Annotated in this window: 18 protein-coding genes; 13 read left to right on the forward strand and 5 right to left on the reverse strand. The window is 70.4% G+C overall.

Annotated features, from left to right (window positions below; translation table 11 throughout):
- Positions 1–12: 12 nt before the first annotated feature.
- On the forward strand, positions 13–405 hold the full coding sequence (locus BMY19_RS30550) for a hypothetical protein (protein ID WP_139215670.1): 393 nt from the start codon (positions 13–15) through the stop codon (positions 403–405).
- Positions 406–512: 107 nt separating this feature from the next.
- On the opposite strand, the gene BMY19_RS22690 is transcribed toward BMY19_RS30550, so the two are convergent.
- On the reverse strand, positions 513–1400 hold the full coding sequence (locus BMY19_RS22690; protein WP_100253014.1) for a hypothetical protein: 888 nt from the start codon (positions 1398–1400) through the stop codon (positions 513–515).
- A 688-nt stretch (positions 1401–2088) separates the two neighbouring features.
- Here BMY19_RS22690 and BMY19_RS22695 point away from each other — a divergent pair.
- A complete protein-coding gene (locus tag BMY19_RS22695; RefSeq protein WP_100253015.1) occupies positions 2089–3339 on the forward strand; it encodes a type II toxin-antitoxin system HipA family toxin in 1251 nt (416 codons plus the stop codon).
- A 453-nt stretch (positions 3340–3792) separates the two neighbouring features.
- On the opposite strand, the gene BMY19_RS22700 is transcribed toward BMY19_RS22695, so the two are convergent.
- Entirely contained in the window at positions 3793–4083 is a 291-nt protein-coding gene (locus BMY19_RS22700; protein ID WP_100253016.1) for a hypothetical protein, read from the reverse strand.
- A 205-nt stretch (positions 4084–4288) separates the two neighbouring features.
- On the opposite strand from BMY19_RS22700, the gene BMY19_RS22705 reads away from it, so the two are divergent.
- A complete protein-coding gene (locus tag BMY19_RS22705) occupies positions 4289–4564 on the forward strand; it encodes a hypothetical protein (protein WP_100253017.1) in 276 nt (91 codons plus the stop codon).
- Positions 4565–4584: 20 nt separating this feature from the next.
- Here the strand turns inward: BMY19_RS22705 and BMY19_RS22710 are convergent, their stop codons facing one another.
- Together BMY19_RS22710 and BMY19_RS31410 are read right to left on the reverse strand one after the other, a co-directional pair.
- Positions 4585–4812 (reverse strand): hypothetical protein, encoded by a 228-nt coding sequence (locus BMY19_RS22710; protein WP_042675635.1) that lies wholly within the window; start codon positions 4810–4812, stop codon positions 4585–4587.
- 256 nt (positions 4813–5068) lie between these two features.
- Complete coding sequence (locus BMY19_RS31410; RefSeq protein ID WP_244534987.1) at positions 5069–5437, reverse strand: efflux RND transporter permease subunit; 369 nt, start codon at positions 5435–5437, stop codon at positions 5069–5071.
- 211 nt (positions 5438–5648) lie between these two features.
- Between BMY19_RS31410 and BMY19_RS22720 the strand changes: the two genes are divergently transcribed.
- Together BMY19_RS22720 and BMY19_RS22725 are read left to right on the forward strand one after the other, a co-directional pair.
- Complete coding sequence (locus BMY19_RS22720; RefSeq protein WP_100253019.1) at positions 5649–7181, forward strand: sensor domain-containing diguanylate cyclase; 1533 nt, start codon at positions 5649–5651, stop codon at positions 7179–7181.
- A 205-nt stretch (positions 7182–7386) separates the two neighbouring features.
- The gene (locus tag BMY19_RS22725) at positions 7387–7635 is read left to right on the forward strand and encodes a PilZ domain-containing protein (RefSeq protein WP_020094697.1); all 249 of its coding nucleotides are present in this window, start codon (positions 7387–7389) and stop codon (positions 7633–7635) included.
- Between the two features lie 114 nt (positions 7636–7749).
- Here the strand turns inward: BMY19_RS22725 and BMY19_RS22730 are convergent, their stop codons facing one another.
- Positions 7750–8478 (reverse strand): GntR family transcriptional regulator, encoded by a 729-nt coding sequence (locus BMY19_RS22730; protein ID WP_100253020.1) that lies wholly within the window; start codon positions 8476–8478, stop codon positions 7750–7752.
- A 167-nt stretch (positions 8479–8645) separates the two neighbouring features.
- Here BMY19_RS22730 and BMY19_RS22735 point away from each other — a divergent pair, with 167 nt between their 5' ends.
- Genes BMY19_RS22735 through BMY19_RS22770 form a run of 8 tightly spaced genes read left to right on the forward strand, consistent with a single transcriptional unit; the run spans position 8646 to position 15844 of the window.
- Positions 8646–9404, forward strand: coding sequence for a maleate cis-trans isomerase family protein (locus BMY19_RS22735; protein ID WP_100253021.1), 759 nt, complete (start codon positions 8646–8648; stop codon positions 9402–9404).
- Positions 9401–10501 (forward strand): ABC transporter ATP-binding protein, encoded by a 1101-nt coding sequence (locus BMY19_RS22740; RefSeq protein ID WP_100253022.1) that lies wholly within the window; start codon positions 9401–9403, stop codon positions 10499–10501. The genes BMY19_RS22735 and BMY19_RS22740 overlap by 4 nt, the downstream gene beginning before the upstream one ends.
- Positions 10502–10538: 37 nt before the next feature.
- Positions 10539–11582 (forward strand): ABC transporter substrate-binding protein, encoded by a 1044-nt coding sequence (locus BMY19_RS22745; RefSeq protein WP_100253023.1) that lies wholly within the window; start codon positions 10539–10541, stop codon positions 11580–11582.
- Positions 11579–12478: an ABC transporter permease gene (locus BMY19_RS22750; RefSeq protein WP_100253024.1), complete on the forward strand. Its 900-nt coding sequence runs from the start codon at positions 11579–11581 to the stop codon at positions 12476–12478. The genes BMY19_RS22745 and BMY19_RS22750 overlap by 4 nt, the downstream gene beginning before the upstream one ends.
- 17 nt (positions 12479–12495) lie before the next feature.
- Positions 12496–13314, forward strand: a complete 819-nt coding sequence (locus tag BMY19_RS22755; RefSeq protein WP_100253025.1) for an ABC transporter permease — start codon at positions 12496–12498, stop codon at positions 13312–13314.
- 18 nt (positions 13315–13332) lie between these two features.
- Positions 13333–14085: an aspartate/glutamate racemase family protein gene (locus BMY19_RS22760; protein WP_100253026.1), complete on the forward strand. Its 753-nt coding sequence runs from the start codon at positions 13333–13335 to the stop codon at positions 14083–14085.
- On the forward strand, positions 14082–15515 hold the full coding sequence (locus tag BMY19_RS22765) for an amidase (RefSeq protein WP_100253027.1): 1434 nt from the start codon (positions 14082–14084) through the stop codon (positions 15513–15515). Before BMY19_RS22760 ends, BMY19_RS22765 begins: the two co-directional genes overlap by 4 nt.
- Positions 15512–15844, forward strand: coding sequence for a hydroxyisourate hydrolase (locus tag BMY19_RS22770; protein ID WP_100253028.1), 333 nt, complete (start codon positions 15512–15514; stop codon positions 15842–15844). The genes BMY19_RS22765 and BMY19_RS22770 overlap by 4 nt, the downstream gene beginning before the upstream one ends.
- The last annotated feature ends 36 nt before the right edge of the window (positions 15845–15880 follow it).

Raw genomic sequence — 15880 nt, forward strand, 5'->3', positions numbered from 1 at the left:
GGAGCACCAAGCATGGGCGAGGCAGAGCACCTCGAGATCAGCCCGGCGTCGAGCGCGCCGCCCGAGTACGTGCACGAGCAGATCGATGCAGGAGGCGTCACCTCGTACGGCGCAGAGGCAGATCGCCGACATCGCCGGATCGAGGCGCCCAGGAAAGGCGATGGCCTCGGCGAGGACGTTGAGGGCGATATGGATCGCAGCCGCCGGATCGCCCCGGCAAGCAGCGGACCAGTCGGGGGACGGCAGGGGCTGCGTGGCATTCAGGGCAGCGGACAGGCGGCACTGCGCCGCCATATCGAGCGCCTCAGGGGCGAGGACGCGCCACCAGGACAGCGGCAGCGAGAGTTTGGCCGCGTCAGTTGTGCCGGAGAGATGGGCATCGGGGTCACGAGCGAGTGTCATTGAGACAGACCTGGAGAGCGCGACGGCGCGCAGGCGCACGGTGCGGGATTGATGGAGAGCGAGATGGACGCATCAGGTCGCGGCCGCGACCTGATGCCAGCGTGGTGCGGTCAGGGTGCGAGCGGCCCGGGCGGGTGCAGGTGTTTGACGTTCTCAGGACCGGCGAGGCTCGCCAACGCCATCGTCAGAAGGTCCGGCACAGCCGCGCGCAATCGGGCTTGAAGCGCCGCCGTGACAGTCTCGAGCGCGGCCAAGACCGGGGTCGCGAACAGCTGATCTATGGCCGGTCCGCTCACCGTAAGGTCATCGCCGTACCCGGCCCGTCCATAGACGTCGATCAGCACTGCGCGGATTTGCGCGACCTCATAGCCGAGTGAAGCTAGAAACGAGCGGCCCTGGACCTGCGCGCACCGCAGCACCCATTCGACTTGGTGTATTTTCCTAGCCTCATTTTTTCCGGATCCTCTTTTGACTTCGGCGATGATGGCTCGGCTTTCTTTTCGGTCGACGACGATCAGGTCGAGGAATACCGACTGCGCGACGGCACCCGCGAGTTCGATCGAGGTCTGGTTGAGCTGGGCGACGCTGCTGGCGCGGACGAGTTCCTGGGTCGGAACCGTGATCGGCATCGCGACGTTGCGCAGCACGATGTAGCGCCCGCTTCGCTCGAGCACGTCAGTGATGGCCGCCTCGATGAGGCCCCCGTGCCTCTTCACCATGGAGGCCAGCACGGAGCCGAGCTGCGACAAGCCGGGTCCGAGCAGGGGATCGGGTACGAAGGTCGCCCGGAATGCGCCGTCAAGTGCTGCCTCGGCCGCGGTCATCAGTTCGGGTGCGCAGATTTGCGGGATCGCGGGCTGGACTTGGCCGCAGCCAAGGGCCGCAGCACTCCCGAGGGGGACGGTGATCCGGCTGGTCGGCGCGGAGCTCGGCTGCCCACGTGCGGCCAACCGCTGTCGGCCGCCGCGCTGGGCGGCAGGATGGGGAACGATCGTCATGGATTTTTTCCGTCCAGGAGACGCCAACTCGCTCGCCCCTCACCGAATGGCGGGGCGACGGGCGGCTTCGTTTCCGCGGCCTCAGGCCTGCGGCGACGAGGGCGTCAGATTGCGGGATAGCGAGGGGAGGCTGAGGCACGGCGTATCGCGTGCCAGCGCACCTTCAGGCGATCAGGCGGGTTGCCGGGACGGGGAGTGGTACTGCCCGGATTTCATGCATCGGGACAGTTTCGTCGGCGCGATAACGCCGGTAGTGAAGGTCGCAGCCATAGTCTGTATCTCCTTGGGATACGGATCGTGGTCAGGCCGGCGCTCGGTGCTGCTAACACCGGTGCCGGCCGCTCCCTGCTAAAGAGCGGCGCGGCGTGTGCGTGTGGTCTGCCAGGGACGAACTTGGCGTGGATCGGCATCTTTGAGAAGGCCGCAGATGCGGCAATATGATCTTGAGGAAGTCCTTCCTGTCGCGATCGTTAACGGAAGCCTGGCACCCTTTTCCTTGTTGCGGGTGAGCGCTTCACATCGCATGATCGCCTGACCGCCAAGTGGCCGATTGTCGCCAGCAGATTCTTGCTCGGTGCGCTGATCTCGCCGATCCGCACAGATCAACGTGGCGACATTTGCCTGTGTGCTCACATCAGAGACACAGCGGATGCCATGCTGGATCGCCGCGGGATCATTGTGAGCGAGTATGTGGCGAACCTCTAAGTACAACCGCATTGAGGAAATGCACGTGTTCCGGTCAGGGCCGAGCGGCTATGTGCCCATCGGCCTCTTGGTTTTCGAAGGTGGCTCCTCACGGCGGATCGGTCGTTTTGCCTATAGCTCCGACTATCTAGCTTCGGAAGGACGCAGGCCGATTGACCCCATTGGCCTGCCGCTCGGAAACAAATGGCGGCCTGCGTCCTTGGGAGAGGTCCATCTGGCCTTTCACGATGCAGGCCCCGACGGCTGGGGCAAAGGAATCCTGACACAGGTATTTCCAGAACTGGAACTCGGCATGCCGGAATTTCTGGCTCTGGGCGGCCTGTCGCGGACTGGCGATCTGGCCTTCGGCTCAACGCCAGAGGCTCCCGAGAGGTGGACACCCAGGATGGACCCAGCGCTTGAGCGCGCTCAAAGCGAGGACGATCTCGAAGATGCGCTCATGGCAGCAGAGAAATACGAGGAAGGCGAAGTGTCGGCGAGCCAGCTCGCGCAGCTACTCATCCACAGTTCGGATATTGGGGGAGCTCGACCAAAGGCGCGTGTTCGGATTTCAGAAAAAGAATGGATAGCCAAGTTTTCCGCGTGGGACGACAGGTTCGACAATCCCAGGGCTGAAGCGGTTTGCCTCGATTTCGCCGAGGCAGCAGGCCTTCAAGTCCCGGAGCGGGAGCTTCGTGTCGTAAACGACAGGCCGGTTCTCTTGGTGTCACGTTTTGACCGATCCTCGGCTGGAGCGTGTTTGTCTTGCCTCAGCGCCGGAACTTTGCTGGGCGAGCCAGCTTATGGTTATGCGACAAGCAAGACCTATTTGGACATCGCATCAGCCGCGCGCCGTATCGGTGTTCACGCGCCGGAACGCGAGATTTTTCGCAGGCTCCTGGTCAATACCTATCTCCGGAACACAGACGATCATTTGCGCAACCACGCTTTCATCAACGATGGGACCGGCTGGAATCTTTCACCGGTGTTCGATGTTGTCCCGCATCCGTCGGGCACCAAGCATGTCTGCGCCCCGGCTCCCGGTATCAGCTGGGAATGCAACCCGTGCACCGCATTCGCGGCCTACACAAAATTTGGCCTCTCCGCTGCCGAAGCCAGTTCCATTCTCGATGAGGTTCATGAAGCCACCTCGCGCATCCCAGCTTTTTTCGACGCCCGAGGCGTGTCGCGACGGGATCGAGAAATACTCTTGGCATGCTTCGGCTCGCTACCCAGGACCGCCGCGTCACAATGAAGGTCCGCGCCATCAAATGGCGCCACGCCCGTGACAAGATGGAACAGCGAAGCAAAAATTTGCATACTTCGAGAGATATACTCGAAATGCAAATTGGATACGGCATGAAGGATCTGGACTCCCCTAAAACTCCCATCAAAACTTATGCCGCCAAACAACACAAGGACTTCGAACACGCCGCAATAGCTTCACAAAGCCATAAGCTGGCTTTTCGATCCGAGGCAATATAATTATGAAGATATTTTTGCAGCGGCGAGGCATTGCATGCGAGCTGAGCAATACAAAAATTAACGATTGCGATCCAGGATGCTTATATTCGAAAACTAAAACATCACATCATGTGCGCCAAAAATTAGTTTTGCGCGGCCCGTAAGTTCAGCTGAGCCTTGAATGGTAGAGTATGCGCAAGGCGTCGAACACGCTGGTTGTGCCGGTGTTCGTGATCTCTTCAAATCAAGCGGCTCGCGTGTCGGCGACGTCCCGTCCGTGGGCCTGATCCATGATCTCCCCGATCCGCTCGCCGACGGCGACGGCGATCTCCACCGAGGCCGCCCCTTCCGAACCCTGCCGGCAGATCCGGGTCAGGACGTCGGTCACGCGCTGCTCCATGACGCCGAGGATCGCGGCGCCCGCCTGGGGCTGGGCACCTCGCAGGACCGCCGCGAGGTCGCAATAGGCGTCGTGAAGAAGCTGCAGCGTGAGCCGATCGACAGCCTGTTCATCCTCCGCCGACAAGGCCCGCATCACGCCCCTCTCAACGTCCCGCACCCGACGCCACCGACAGCCTTGCCCCGATGGGTTAACAAGGCGTGAAGAACGCCGTCGGTCGGCAGGAATTGGCTAACCACCCCGCCAAACGGCGAGGACGACCCCTGACGCGACCGGGATGGAACTTGGCGGGCGGTCGGCGTGTCAACTCCGCAGGATCCCTCAGCGCGAGAGCTTTTCAATGCGCCCCCTAATCGCCACGCTCACCGCCGCGAGCCTCGGTCTGGCCGCGGCCGCCGTGACACCCGCCCTGGCCCAGGTGCAGCAGAACAACCCCAACGCCGCCAACCAATCCATGGAGAACAGCGGTCAGGTCCGCGCTCTGCGACAGGAGCAGACGACCCAGAGCAATACGCTGCGGATGGACATCCAGAGGAACCAGGCCGCGACGCCCGCTCCGAACACCGGGCCGAACGCCATAGGCCCGACCGGGGGCACCGGCGTCATCGGCCGCTGAGAGGGGCGAGCGGCGCCGGCCTACACGTCCGGCAGGGGCCGTCCCTTCACGACCACCCGCGGCCACCGCTCCAGGCCGATCGGCATAAGCACGGCGATCTGCGGCGGCACCGCGGTGCCGCCGAGCAGGCTCTCGAGGGAGATCCGGCAGGCCTCCTCGATCTCGCCGCGCGTGCGCGCACCGGAGGTCTTGATGTCGGCGATCAGGAGCGCCGCGATCTCGTGGGCAAAGGCGTCGCCGTCCAACATGCCGGACTCCCGCTCCGTGTCAGCTCAGCATAGTCGCCTGAGCATCGTCCCGGCATCAGCACAGAATTGCGTATCCACATACCGATTGCGGATACTTTGTCGCGTCCACGGGTCGGCCGCCGCGCGCCCCCGCGCTTTGGAACCGTATCCCGGAGGGGGCCGGGACCACTCGAAGGGCGGTGAAGGTCAGCGACGGTGGTATCGATCGCCGGCAGCAGCACCAGGGTGAGCGGGGTCGCGGCGATCAGGACCCCGATCACCGCGGTGGCGAGCGGCCGCCGCACCTCCGCGCGGGTGCTGGTCGAGAACGCCATAGCCGGAAGTTCAGTGCCGTAAGGTGAGCCGTCATGATCACAGGCCGCAGCGGCTTCGCGGCGGCGTGGATGGCGGCCTCCCGGACACCGGAGTTGGACGCCTCCAGATCGAAGAGGTCGCTCGCGAGCACGACGCCGTTCAGGATCGCGATGCCGAAGGGCGTTATGAAACCTGTCGCCGTCGGAACCGACAACGGCTCGACGCGCAGAGCCAGCGCCGGGTTGAGGCCGGGGAAGTGCAGCGAGGTCTTCCGCCGCGTCGACCGCGCGGAGGCCTCGCGCCGGACCGCCGGCCATGGCTTGAGTCTCATAGCGGCAGTCGCCGACATCCCCGGCGCGCCCGTGACGCGGCATTTCCCGCCGACCGGCGCGGACCCGGAAGGCCGCGCGGCGCGATCAACGAGGTGTCTCGGATCGTGGACAGAGACGCCGGGATGTAAGACCGGCCCGACCGCCGCGAAAGCGGCGGTTAAGGCTCGGCGTGCCAGAGCGTGGCAACGAAGCGCCGTCCGCGGGGGGCCGATGAACGTCTGGCGACGCGTCGCCCCGTGGCTCGGCTCGGCCCGCACCTGGATCGTCCTCGGGATCCTGGCCCCGCTGGGCATGGTCGTGATGTCCGGTCTCATGCTGGCCGACCTGCGCCGCGACGCCTGGACAAGCGCGGAGCAGACCTCCTGGAACCTCCTGCAGGTCCTCGAGCGCGACATCGCGCGCAACATCGAGATGTACGATCTCTCGATCCACGCGGCGGTCGACAACCTGAAGGTGCCGGGCTTGACCGAGGCCGACCCGCACCTGCGCCAGCTCATCCTGTTCGACCGCGCCGCGACCGCCCGCGACATGGGCGTGATGCTGATCCTGGACGAGCGGGGCGACGCCGTCGGCGACATCGCAGCCGTGCCGCCGCGCCCGGGCAACTACGCGGACCGCGAGTACTTCCAGGTCCACCGGGCAAGCAACGGGCTCGGCCTCCATGTCGGGCGCCCGATCGTGTCGCGGCTCAACGGGGAGCGGATGCTCCCGTTCAGCCGCCGCATCGACCGGCCCGACGGCAGCTTCGGCGGCGTAGTCCTGGGCACCGTGAAGCTGTCCTACTTCACGCACCTGTTCAGCGAGATCGATCTTGGACCGGGCGGGGCCATCAACCTGTACCTGACCGACGGTACCCGCCTGATGCGCTACCCCTACGTGGAGGCGGATCTCGGGGCGAATATCGGGCAGACCGCGATCTTCAAACGGTTCCTGCGCGAGGGCCGCGGCAACTTCGTCAGCACCTCCGTGCGCGACGGCGTCGAGCGGAACTACACGTTCACGCGGATCGGAAATCTGCCGCTGATCCTGAACGTCGCCCTGTCCACCAAGGACGTGGAGGCGGAGTGGGCCGCGAAGGCGACGATCATCGGCGGCATCGTGCTGGCGCTGTGCGGCCTCACGATCGCGCTGTCGCTCCTCTTCGGGCGGGAGCTGCGTCGCCGCGAGGCGCTGCGGGCCGAGATGGCGGCGCTGTCGCGCACCGACGCCCTGACCGGCCTGCCGAACCGCCGCTGCTTCGAGGACGCCCTCCGGCGGAATCTGGACGCGGCCCGGCGCGACGGTCAGCCCCTGTCGCTGCTCATCGTCGACGCGGACCATTTCAAGCGCTTCAACGACCGCTACGGGCACCCGGTGGGCGACCAGATCCTGCGGGGCTTGGCCCGCTGCCTCGCGGCGTGCGTGCACCGCCCCCAGGATCTCGTCAGCCGCATCGGCGGCGAGGAGTTCACCCTGCTCCTGCCCGAGACGGACGAGGCCGGCGCCCTGCGCGTCGCCAACACGGTCCACGCCGAGGTGGCCAAGCTGACCGTCCCGTCGGCGGGGATCGGGGCCGGCGCCGTGACGGTGAGCATCGGGCTCGCGGCCGTCCGGCCGGGCGCCGACCGGAGCGCGCCGCTGCCGGATCCCTACCGCTTCGCGGACGGTGCCCTGTACGAGGCCAAGAACGGCGGTCGCAACCAGACCCGCAGCGTCGCGCCGCCGCCCCCGCGGGGTGCCCTGCAGCTCGTGCGGACGTCCTGACCGGCGCGCCGCCGCGCTTTCACGGAGCGCTTTGACGGAATCGACACGAACGCCGTGGTCTCCTGGGCGCGATGGCGGACGGACCGGATCGGGCCCGACGGCGTCGCGCCGGGACGGGGCGGGCGGGATCGATCATCCGTGCCCCGGGCCGGCGGAGCGCGCGCGGATCCGGAGGGATCCGGCCCGCAACCATAGGGTAACGAGGATGGACGACAGACGCGCCGCGCCCCGCAGACGGACCCTGCTTGAGGGCCATATCGAACTCGCCGGCGGCGGCGTGATCGACTGCACGATCCGCAACATGTCGGACGGGGGCGCCCGCTTGAAGGTCGTCAGCGTGATCGGCGTGCCCGACGCGTTCGTGCTGGCCTACGGGGTCGGCGGTCAGCGCCGGCCGGCGCGGGTCACGTGGCGCCAGGAGACCGAGCTCGGGGTCGCGTTCGGCGACGCCTGACGGGCGGCGGCCGAGGCTTCCACGCCCACCCGTGTTGAGGGGCGGATCGGATGGGCGTGGAAGGCCAGCGTCCGGCTGGTGACCCACCGATGCGACGACAGGGTTAACGCTTCGTTACCGCGCCGCGGGGTCCGCGCGCCGGGCCTGGAGCGTCTCGGCGATCACCACGCCGGTCCGCAGCACGTGGCGATGGGCGACGGCCCCGGCCGCGGCGGCGTCCCGCGCGGCGAGCGCCTCGAACAGGTCCCGGTGCTCGCGGGCCGATTCCTCCCAGCGGCTGCCGCTGGAGAGCGCGCGCAGGCGCGCCCACTGGGCTCGGGCCTGGAGCGCCGCGTGGGCCTCCGCCAGCGGACGGTTCCGGGCGGCCTCGACGATCGTCCGGTGGATCTCCTGGTTCAGGGCGAAATAGGCGTCGAGCACTTGGTCCCGGTGCATCCGGTCGAGCTGCGCCTGCTTGCCGCGCAGCGCGTCCATCAGGGTTTCGGAGATCCGCGGCGCCGCGAGTTCCGCGGTCAGCCGCTCGATCCCGGCGAGCGCCTCGAACAGTTCGAGGATCTCCTCCGGCGTCCAGTCCGGGACGCGGGCGCTGCGGTTCTGGTGCAGCTCGACCAGCCCCTCCGCGGCCAGGAGCTTGAGCGCTTCCCGCAACGGTGTCCGGCTGACCCCGAGGGCCACAGAGAGGTCCGTCTCCACGAGGGACGCGCCGGCCGGCAGCACGCCGCGCACGATCATGTCCCTGAGCCGGCCCGCCGCCTGCTCGTGCAGCCCGGTCCGCGGCACCTGCGCGGCCGGGACGACCGGCGCCTTGCGGGGCCGGCCCCGGCGGCGTGCGACGACGTCCATCGATCCTCCCGTTCTCCCGCGCCAGCCTAGCGCGTCCGGCCGCCCGATCGATGACCCATTTTTCGGCCGCTTGCGCTGCCATATCATGCATTTGCGCAAATTGCATGCAGCATGCAGAAAATGCCTTGTCGCCCGCCCAGGCCTGTCGGATGCTTCATGTATCGAGGATGGATGCGATGGAACGAGCGAACGGCACTACGCGTCTGGGCATGCTGACGCCCTCGTCGAACAGCGTCCTCGAGCCGGCCACGGCGCATCTCCTGGCCGGCGTCGCGGGCGTGAGCGCCCACTTCGCCCGCTTCCGCGTGACGGAGATCGGCCTGTCGACGGCGGCCCTGGACCAGTTCGACCCCGAGCCGATCCTGGCGGCGGCCGAACTGCTCGCCGATGCCCGCGTCGCCGCGATCCTGTGGAACGGGACCTCCGGCGCGTGGCTCGGCTTCGACGCGGACGAGCGCCTGAGCGCCGCGATCACCGACCGGACCGGGTGCCCGGCCTCCACCGCCGCGCTCGCCTTCCGCGACCTGTTCCGCGCCCGGGATTTCCGGCGGATCGGCCTCGTCACGCCCTATACCGGCGACGTGCAGCGCCGGATCCGGGACAACTGGGGCGCGGCCGGCTTCGACTGCGCCGCCGAGCGCCACCTCGGCCTGTCGGAGAACTTCGCCTTCGCCGAGACCGGCCCGGAGGCCATCGCCGGCATGGTCCGGGCGGTGGCGGCCGAGGGCGTCGACGCGGTGGCGATCGTGTGCACGAACCTCGCGGGCGCCGCGCTCGCCCCGGCCCTGGAGGCGGAACTCGGCGTGCCGGTGATCGATTCGGTGGCCGTCACCCTGTGGAAGGGCCTGGAGCTGGCGGGCTGCCCGACGGCGCATCTCGCCGCGCACGGCCGCGCCTTCGCGGCGGGCGGGGCGAGCCGCCCGTGAGTGCCGGGACCACCCTGATCCTCGACGGGATCACCCAGCGCTACGGGTCGGCGCTCGCCGTCGACACCGTGACCCTCGACATCAGGGGCGGGGAGCTCGTCGCCCTGCTCGGGCCCTCGGGCTGCGGCAAGACCACCCTGCTGCGCGCGGTGGCAGGCTTCCTGAAGCCCACGGAGGGGCGCGTCATCATCGGCGGCCAAGCGGTCGATCACCTGCCGCCGAACCGACGCACCGTCGGCATCGTGTTCCAGAACTACGCCCTGTTCCCGCACATGAGCGTCGCCGACAACGTCGCCTACGGCCTCGCGGCCCGGGGTGTCGGGCGGACCGAGCAGAGGGCGCGGGTCGCCGAGATGCTGGCGCTCGTGCGGCTGGAGCACCTCGCCGGGCGCTTCCCGCGGGAGATGTCGGGCGGCCAGCAGCAGCGGGTGGCGCTGGCCCGGGCGCTGGCCGTGCGCCCCTCGATCCTGCTCCTCGACGAGCCCTTCGCGGCCCTCGACAAGAACCTGCGCCTCGACATGCAGATCGAGATCAAGCGCATCCAGCGCAGCGCCGGCACCACCACGCTGATCGTCACGCACGACCAGGAGGAGGCCCTGTCGATGGCCGACCGGGTCGCCGTGCTCAATGCCGGGCGCCTGGAGCAGTTCGCCCCCCCGACCGACGTCTACGACCGCCCCGAGACGCTGTTCGTCAACACCTTCGTGGGCACGGCCAACGTCCTGCACGGGCGGCTCGCGACGGAGCCGGGCGGCGCCCGCGTGGTGGCCCTGGAGGCGGGCGGACTGCTCCCCGCCGCCACGTCCCTGCCGGACGGGACCCGGGTCGCCGCCTGCCTGCGGCCCGAGCACGTCGGCTTCGCGGAGGAGGGACCGGGGGCCGGGGCAGGGGTCGCCGACGGCCTCGACGGCGCGGTCGAGGTCGGCCTGCCGCTGGGCGCCACCCTGGTCCACGAGATCCGGCTCGACGGCGGCGCCCACCTGAAGACCGCCGAGCCGCGCGCGGCGGGCGCCCGGCCCCGGCCCCCCGGCACCCGCGTGCGCCTGCGCCCGACAGCACCCGAGCGGGTCGGCGTCTTTCCCGATCCCCGACACTGAGGCCGAGCCGCCCGATACCGAGCCAGGAGAACCGACCATGCCCCTGCACCGCCGCAGCCTCCTCGCCGGCGCCCTGACCCTCGGCGCCGCGCAGGCCTTCCCGGGCCTGTCCCACGCCCAGGCGCGCAAGCTCGTCTTCGCGACCTTCACGGGCAGCTGGGAGGAGGCGCACCGGGCCGTGCTGGTGCCGGCCTTCCGCAAGAGCTCGGGCGGCGACGTGATCCTCGATCCGATGCTCTCGGTCGACCAGATCGCCAAGGTCCAGGCGGCCCGCGCCAACCCGCCGATCGACGTGATGCTGCACGATCCGGGCCCCGCCCTCACGGCCATCGCCCAGGACCTCGTCGAGCCCTACCCGGTGGCCCAGTCCGCCCATTACAGCGACCTGATCGCGGACGCGCAGGAGCCGATGGGCCCGGCGCCGTTCTTCCAGATCGTCGGGCTGACCTACAACCCCGAGAAGGTGAAGACCCCGCCGACCTCCTGGGCGGACCTGTGGAAGCCCGAATTCAAGGGCCGGGTCGGCATCACCAACCTCAACTCGACGCTGGGCACCGGCTTCCTCGTGGAGATCGCCCGGATGCACGGCGGCTCGGAGACCGACGTCGAGCCGGGCTTCAAGGCGCTGGAGGCGCTCAAGCCGAACCTCGCCGCCGTCGCAGCCAACCCGGGCGCCCTGGCGGCCCTCTACCAGCAGGAGCAGGTCGACATCGGGCCGGGCAATTTCAACGCGATCCAGATCCTGAAGGCCCGGGGCGTGCCGGTGGAGTTCGCGGCGCCGAAGGAAGGCATCATCGCCTTCAAGACGACGATCCACATCGTCAAGAACACGCCGTCGAAGGAGCTGGCCTTCAAGCTGATCGAGGCCGCGCTGTCGCCGGAGGTGCAGGCCAAGCTGATGCAGAGCCCCTACCTGATCGTGCCGACCAACCGGAAGGTCGCCATCGAGGGCGAGGTCGCGAAGGTCCTGGCGAAGGACGCGGACGAGCTGAAGCGCAAGTCGGTGTTCCAGGACTGGGCCGCGATCAACCGCGGCCGGCCGGCCTGGATCGAGCGCTTCAACCGCGAGATCCGGGTGTGAGCGCCGGCCCGGCCACGGCGGGCCCGGTCGCGGCGCCCCTCCGCCCGGGCCGCGCCTGGACGGCGGCCTACGACATTCGCCTCGCGCTGCCGCTCGGGGCGTTCTTCCTCGTCTTCTTCCTGGCGCCGCTGGCGCTGCTGCTGCTCGTGAGCTTCTACGCCGATCCGGCCATGACCCGGTTCGGCCTCGACCAGTACGCCCGGTTCCTGCTCGACCCGTTCTCCCTGCGGGTGCTCGGCGCGACCCTGTGGCTCGGCGTCGAGGTCACGGTGCTGACCCTCCTGCTCGGCCTGCCGCTGGCGCTGCTCCTGACCTGGGCGCCCGGCCGGCTGCGCGGCCTGCTGACCCTGATCGTGCTGCTGCCGCTGCTCACGAGCGTGGTGGTGCGGACCTTCGCGTGGATCGTGATCCTCGGGCGCCAGGGCATCGTCAACGCCGCGCTCCTCGGTCTCGGCCTCACCGACGCGCCCCTGAAGCTGCTCTACACCGAGGGCGGCCTCGTCCTGGCGCTGGCGCAGGTGCAGCTGCCGCTGATGGTCCTGCCCCTGGTCACCGCCCTGTCGCGGATCGACCCGAACCTCGCCGACGCCTCGGCGGCGCTCGGGGCGGGGGCGTGGCGCACCTTCCTCCGGGTGACGCTGCCGCTCTGCCTGCCCGGCATCGTGGCGGGCTGCCTGCTGACCTTCGCGGCGGCGATCACCGCCTTCATCACCCAGTCGCTGATCGGCGGCGGGCAGATGCTGTTCATGCCCATGTACCTGTACCAGCAGGCCTCCTCGCTCAACAACTGGCCGTTCGCGGCGGCGATCGCGATCGTCTTCCTCGTGGCGGTGCTCGCCTGCGTCACGCTCCTCAACCTCGCGGGCCGCCTGTCGGGCGGCCGCGCGCGCGCCTGAAGCCACCGGGAGTCACCATGCGGACGAGCCTGCGGCGCGATCTCGACTGGTTCAGCTTCCACGGCGCGGTGCTTCTGCTGGCCGGGCTCTGCCTCGTCCTGCTGGCGGCGCCCACCGTGATCGTCGTGGTGGTGTCGTTCACCAGCGGCTTCTCCCTGCGCTTCCCGCCGCCGGGCTACTCGCTGCGCTGGTACGCGGCGCTCGCGGAGGCCGAGCAGCTCCGGGCCGCCGCCTGGAACAGCCTCGTGGTGGCGGGCTGGACGACCCTGCTGTCGGTGGTTCTGGGCACCGCCGCGGCGCTCGCCATCGCCCGGTCGCGGCGGCTCTCCGCGCGGCTCCTCGACAGCCTGTTCCTGTCGCCGCTGGTCCTGCCGGCCCTGGCCTTCGGGCTCGCGGCGCTGATGCTGTTCAGCCTCGCCGGCATCCCGGTCTCGCCGCTGACCCTCGTCCTCGGCCACACCGTGGTCTGCGTGCCCTACGTGGTCCGCACCACCGTCGCGGCCCTGTCGCAGATGGATCCGGTGCTCCTCGAGAGCTCGACCTCGCTCGGCGCCTCGCGCCTCTACACGTTCCGCCGGGTGACCCTGCCGCTGATCCGGCCCGGGATCCTGGCCGGCGGCTTCATCGCTTTCATGGCCAGCTTCGACAACGTCCCGGTCTCGCTGTTCCTGCGCGACGCCGCCACCGACATGCTGCCGATCCGCATGTGGCAGGACCTGGAGGGCCGCCTCGACGTCACGGTGGCGGCGGCCTCCAGCCTGCTGATCCTCGTGACCGTGGTGCTCGCCGCCGTGATGGAGCGCGCCGCCGGCCTGTCCCGCCGGATGGCGGGCTGAAGCGCCCGGAGCCCTCGCATGCGCATCCTGCTCCTCAACCCCAACACCTCGGCGGCGATGACCGCGCGCATGGCGCGGGCCGCCGAGGCGGCGCTCGCCCCCGACGCGCATATCACCGCGCTCACCGCCACGTCCGGCTTGCCCTACATCGCGAGCCGGGCCGAGGCGCAGCTCGCCGGCGCGGCCGTGCTGGAGACGCTCGCCGCCCACCATTCCGGCCACGACGCCGCGGTGATCGCCGCCTACGGCGATCCCGGTCTGGTCGCCGCGCGGGAGCTGTTCGACCTGCCGGTGGTCGGCATGGCCGAGGCCGCGATGCTGACCGCCTGCCAGCTCGGGGCGCGGTTCGCGGTCGTCACCTTCGCGCCCGCCCTGCTACCTTGGTACGAGGACGCGGTGGCGCTGGCCGGGCTGTCGGCGCGCTGCGCCGGCCTCCACGCGGTGCGCCGGCCGTTCCAGGCCGTGACCGAGGTGCAGGACGAGCTGCGGCCCGAGATCCTGGCCCTGGCCGAGCGGGCGGTGGGGGAGGGGGCCGACGTCGTGATCCTGGCCGGCGCGCCGCTCGCCGGCCTCGCCACGACCCTGCGGGACGCGGTGCCGGTGCCGCTCGTCGACCCGCTGGCGGCAGCCCTGGGCCAGGCGCAGGCCCTGGTGCGGCTCGGGACGCGGCCGCCGCGGGCCGGCCGCTTCGCCCGGCCGCCCGCGAAGCCGGCCACCGGCCTCGCCGGGCCGCTCGCCCGCTGGATCGCCCATCGCGAGGAGGAGTCATGACCCGGATCGACGCGGACGGCCCGCTCTGGACCCTCTCGGCCGCCGCCCTCGGCCGCCGCTACGCCGCCGGGACGGCGAGCCCGGTCGCGGCTGCCCGCGCCTGCCTGGAGCGGGCCGAGGCCGTGAACCCCGCGCTCAACGCCCTCGTCGCCGTCGATCCCGAGGGCGCGGAGCGCGCCGCCGTGGCGAGCGCGGCGCGCTGGCGGGCGGGACGGCCGCTCGGGCCCCTCGACGGCGTGCCGCTGACCGTCAAGGATAGCCTGAACGTCGCCGGGTTCGCGACCGGCTGGGGCAGCCGGCTCTACGCGGGGGAGGGGGCCGGGCAGGCCGTCGACCGCGACGAGACACCGGTGGCGCGCCTGCGCGCGGCCGGGGCGGTGATCCTGGGCAAGACCAACGTCCCCGAGCTGACCGTCCAGGGCTACACCGGCAACCCGGTCCACGGCGTCACCCGGAATCCGTGGGATCCGGCGCTGACGCCGGGGGGCTCCAGCGGCGGCGCCGTCGCGGCCGTGGCGGCCGGGATCGGGCCCCTGGCCCTCGGGACCGACGCGGGCGGCTCGATCCGCCGCCCCGCCTCCCATACCGGCCTCGTCGGCCTGAAGCCGACGGCCGGCCGGGTGCCGCGGACAGGGGGCCTGCCGCCGATCATGCTCGACCTCGAGGTGGTCGGGCCGATGGCGCGCACCGTCGAGGACCTCGCGGCGGCGATGCGGATCCTCGGGGCGGCCGACCCGGATGCCGTCGCGCCGCACGGCTTCGGCCCGTTCGGGAGCGCCGCGGTGCCGGCGCGCCCGCTGCGGATCCTCCACGTCCCGGCCTTCGGCACGGCCCCGGTCGATCCCGACATCGCCGACAGCGTCGCCGAGGCGGCCGGGTGCCTCGCCGGCCTCGGCCACCGGGTCGAGATCGGCCGCTTCGACGCGGCGACGGCCATCACGGAGGCGTGGTCGGTCCTCGGCCAGGCGGGCATCGCGTGGCTGATGCGCGCGCATCCCGGCCGGCGCGACGATCTGGGTCCCGACATCCGCGCTCTGGCGGAGGCGGGAGCGGCCCTCTCGGCGGCCGACCTGTTCGAGGTGCAGCGGATGGCGCTGGCGCTGCGCCGGGACCTCGCCGCCCTGTTCGCCGACCACGACCTCCTCATGACCCCCGCGGCCGCGGCGCTGCCCTGGCCGGCGGAGGACACCCATCCGCCGCGCATCGCCGGGGTGCCGGTGGGCCCCCGCGGCTCGGCGACCTTCACGGGCTTCGTCAACGCCGCCGGCTGCCCGGGGATCGCGATCCCGTGCCGACCTTCGGGCGCCGGGCTGCCGATCGGGTTCCAGCTCGTGGCGCCCTGGGGCGGCGACGAGACCCTGGTCGCGACGGCGGCCGCCTACGAGGCGGCCCATCCCTGGCGGATGGTCTGGGAGGACGGGACCCCGTGACCGGCCTGTCGCTCCACGCCGTCGACGCCGCCACGGGCCGGCCGGCCGAGGGGATGCGCGTGCGCGTCCTGCGCCCTGGGGGAAAGCGGCGGGTGATCGCCGAGGGCCGCCTCGGGGCGGACGGGACCCTCGACCATCCGGTCGTGCGGACGCGGCTCGCCGCCGGCCTCTACGAGGTCGTGTTCGTCATCGGGGACTTCGTCGGGGCCGCGGGGGAGGGGTTCCTGGAGGAGGCCGCGATCCGCTTCCGGATCGACGACCCCGACCGCCACTGCCACCTGCCGCTGAAATTCACCGCCTTCGGGGTGGCGCTGTTCCGTGGCTGTTGAGCCGCACGCGCCGCCTTCGGACCCGGCCCGCGACGG

Source organism: Methylobacterium sp. UNC300MFChir4.1, assembly GCF_900110155.1.
Taxonomy (GTDB): Bacteria; Pseudomonadota; Alphaproteobacteria; order Rhizobiales; family Beijerinckiaceae; genus Methylobacterium.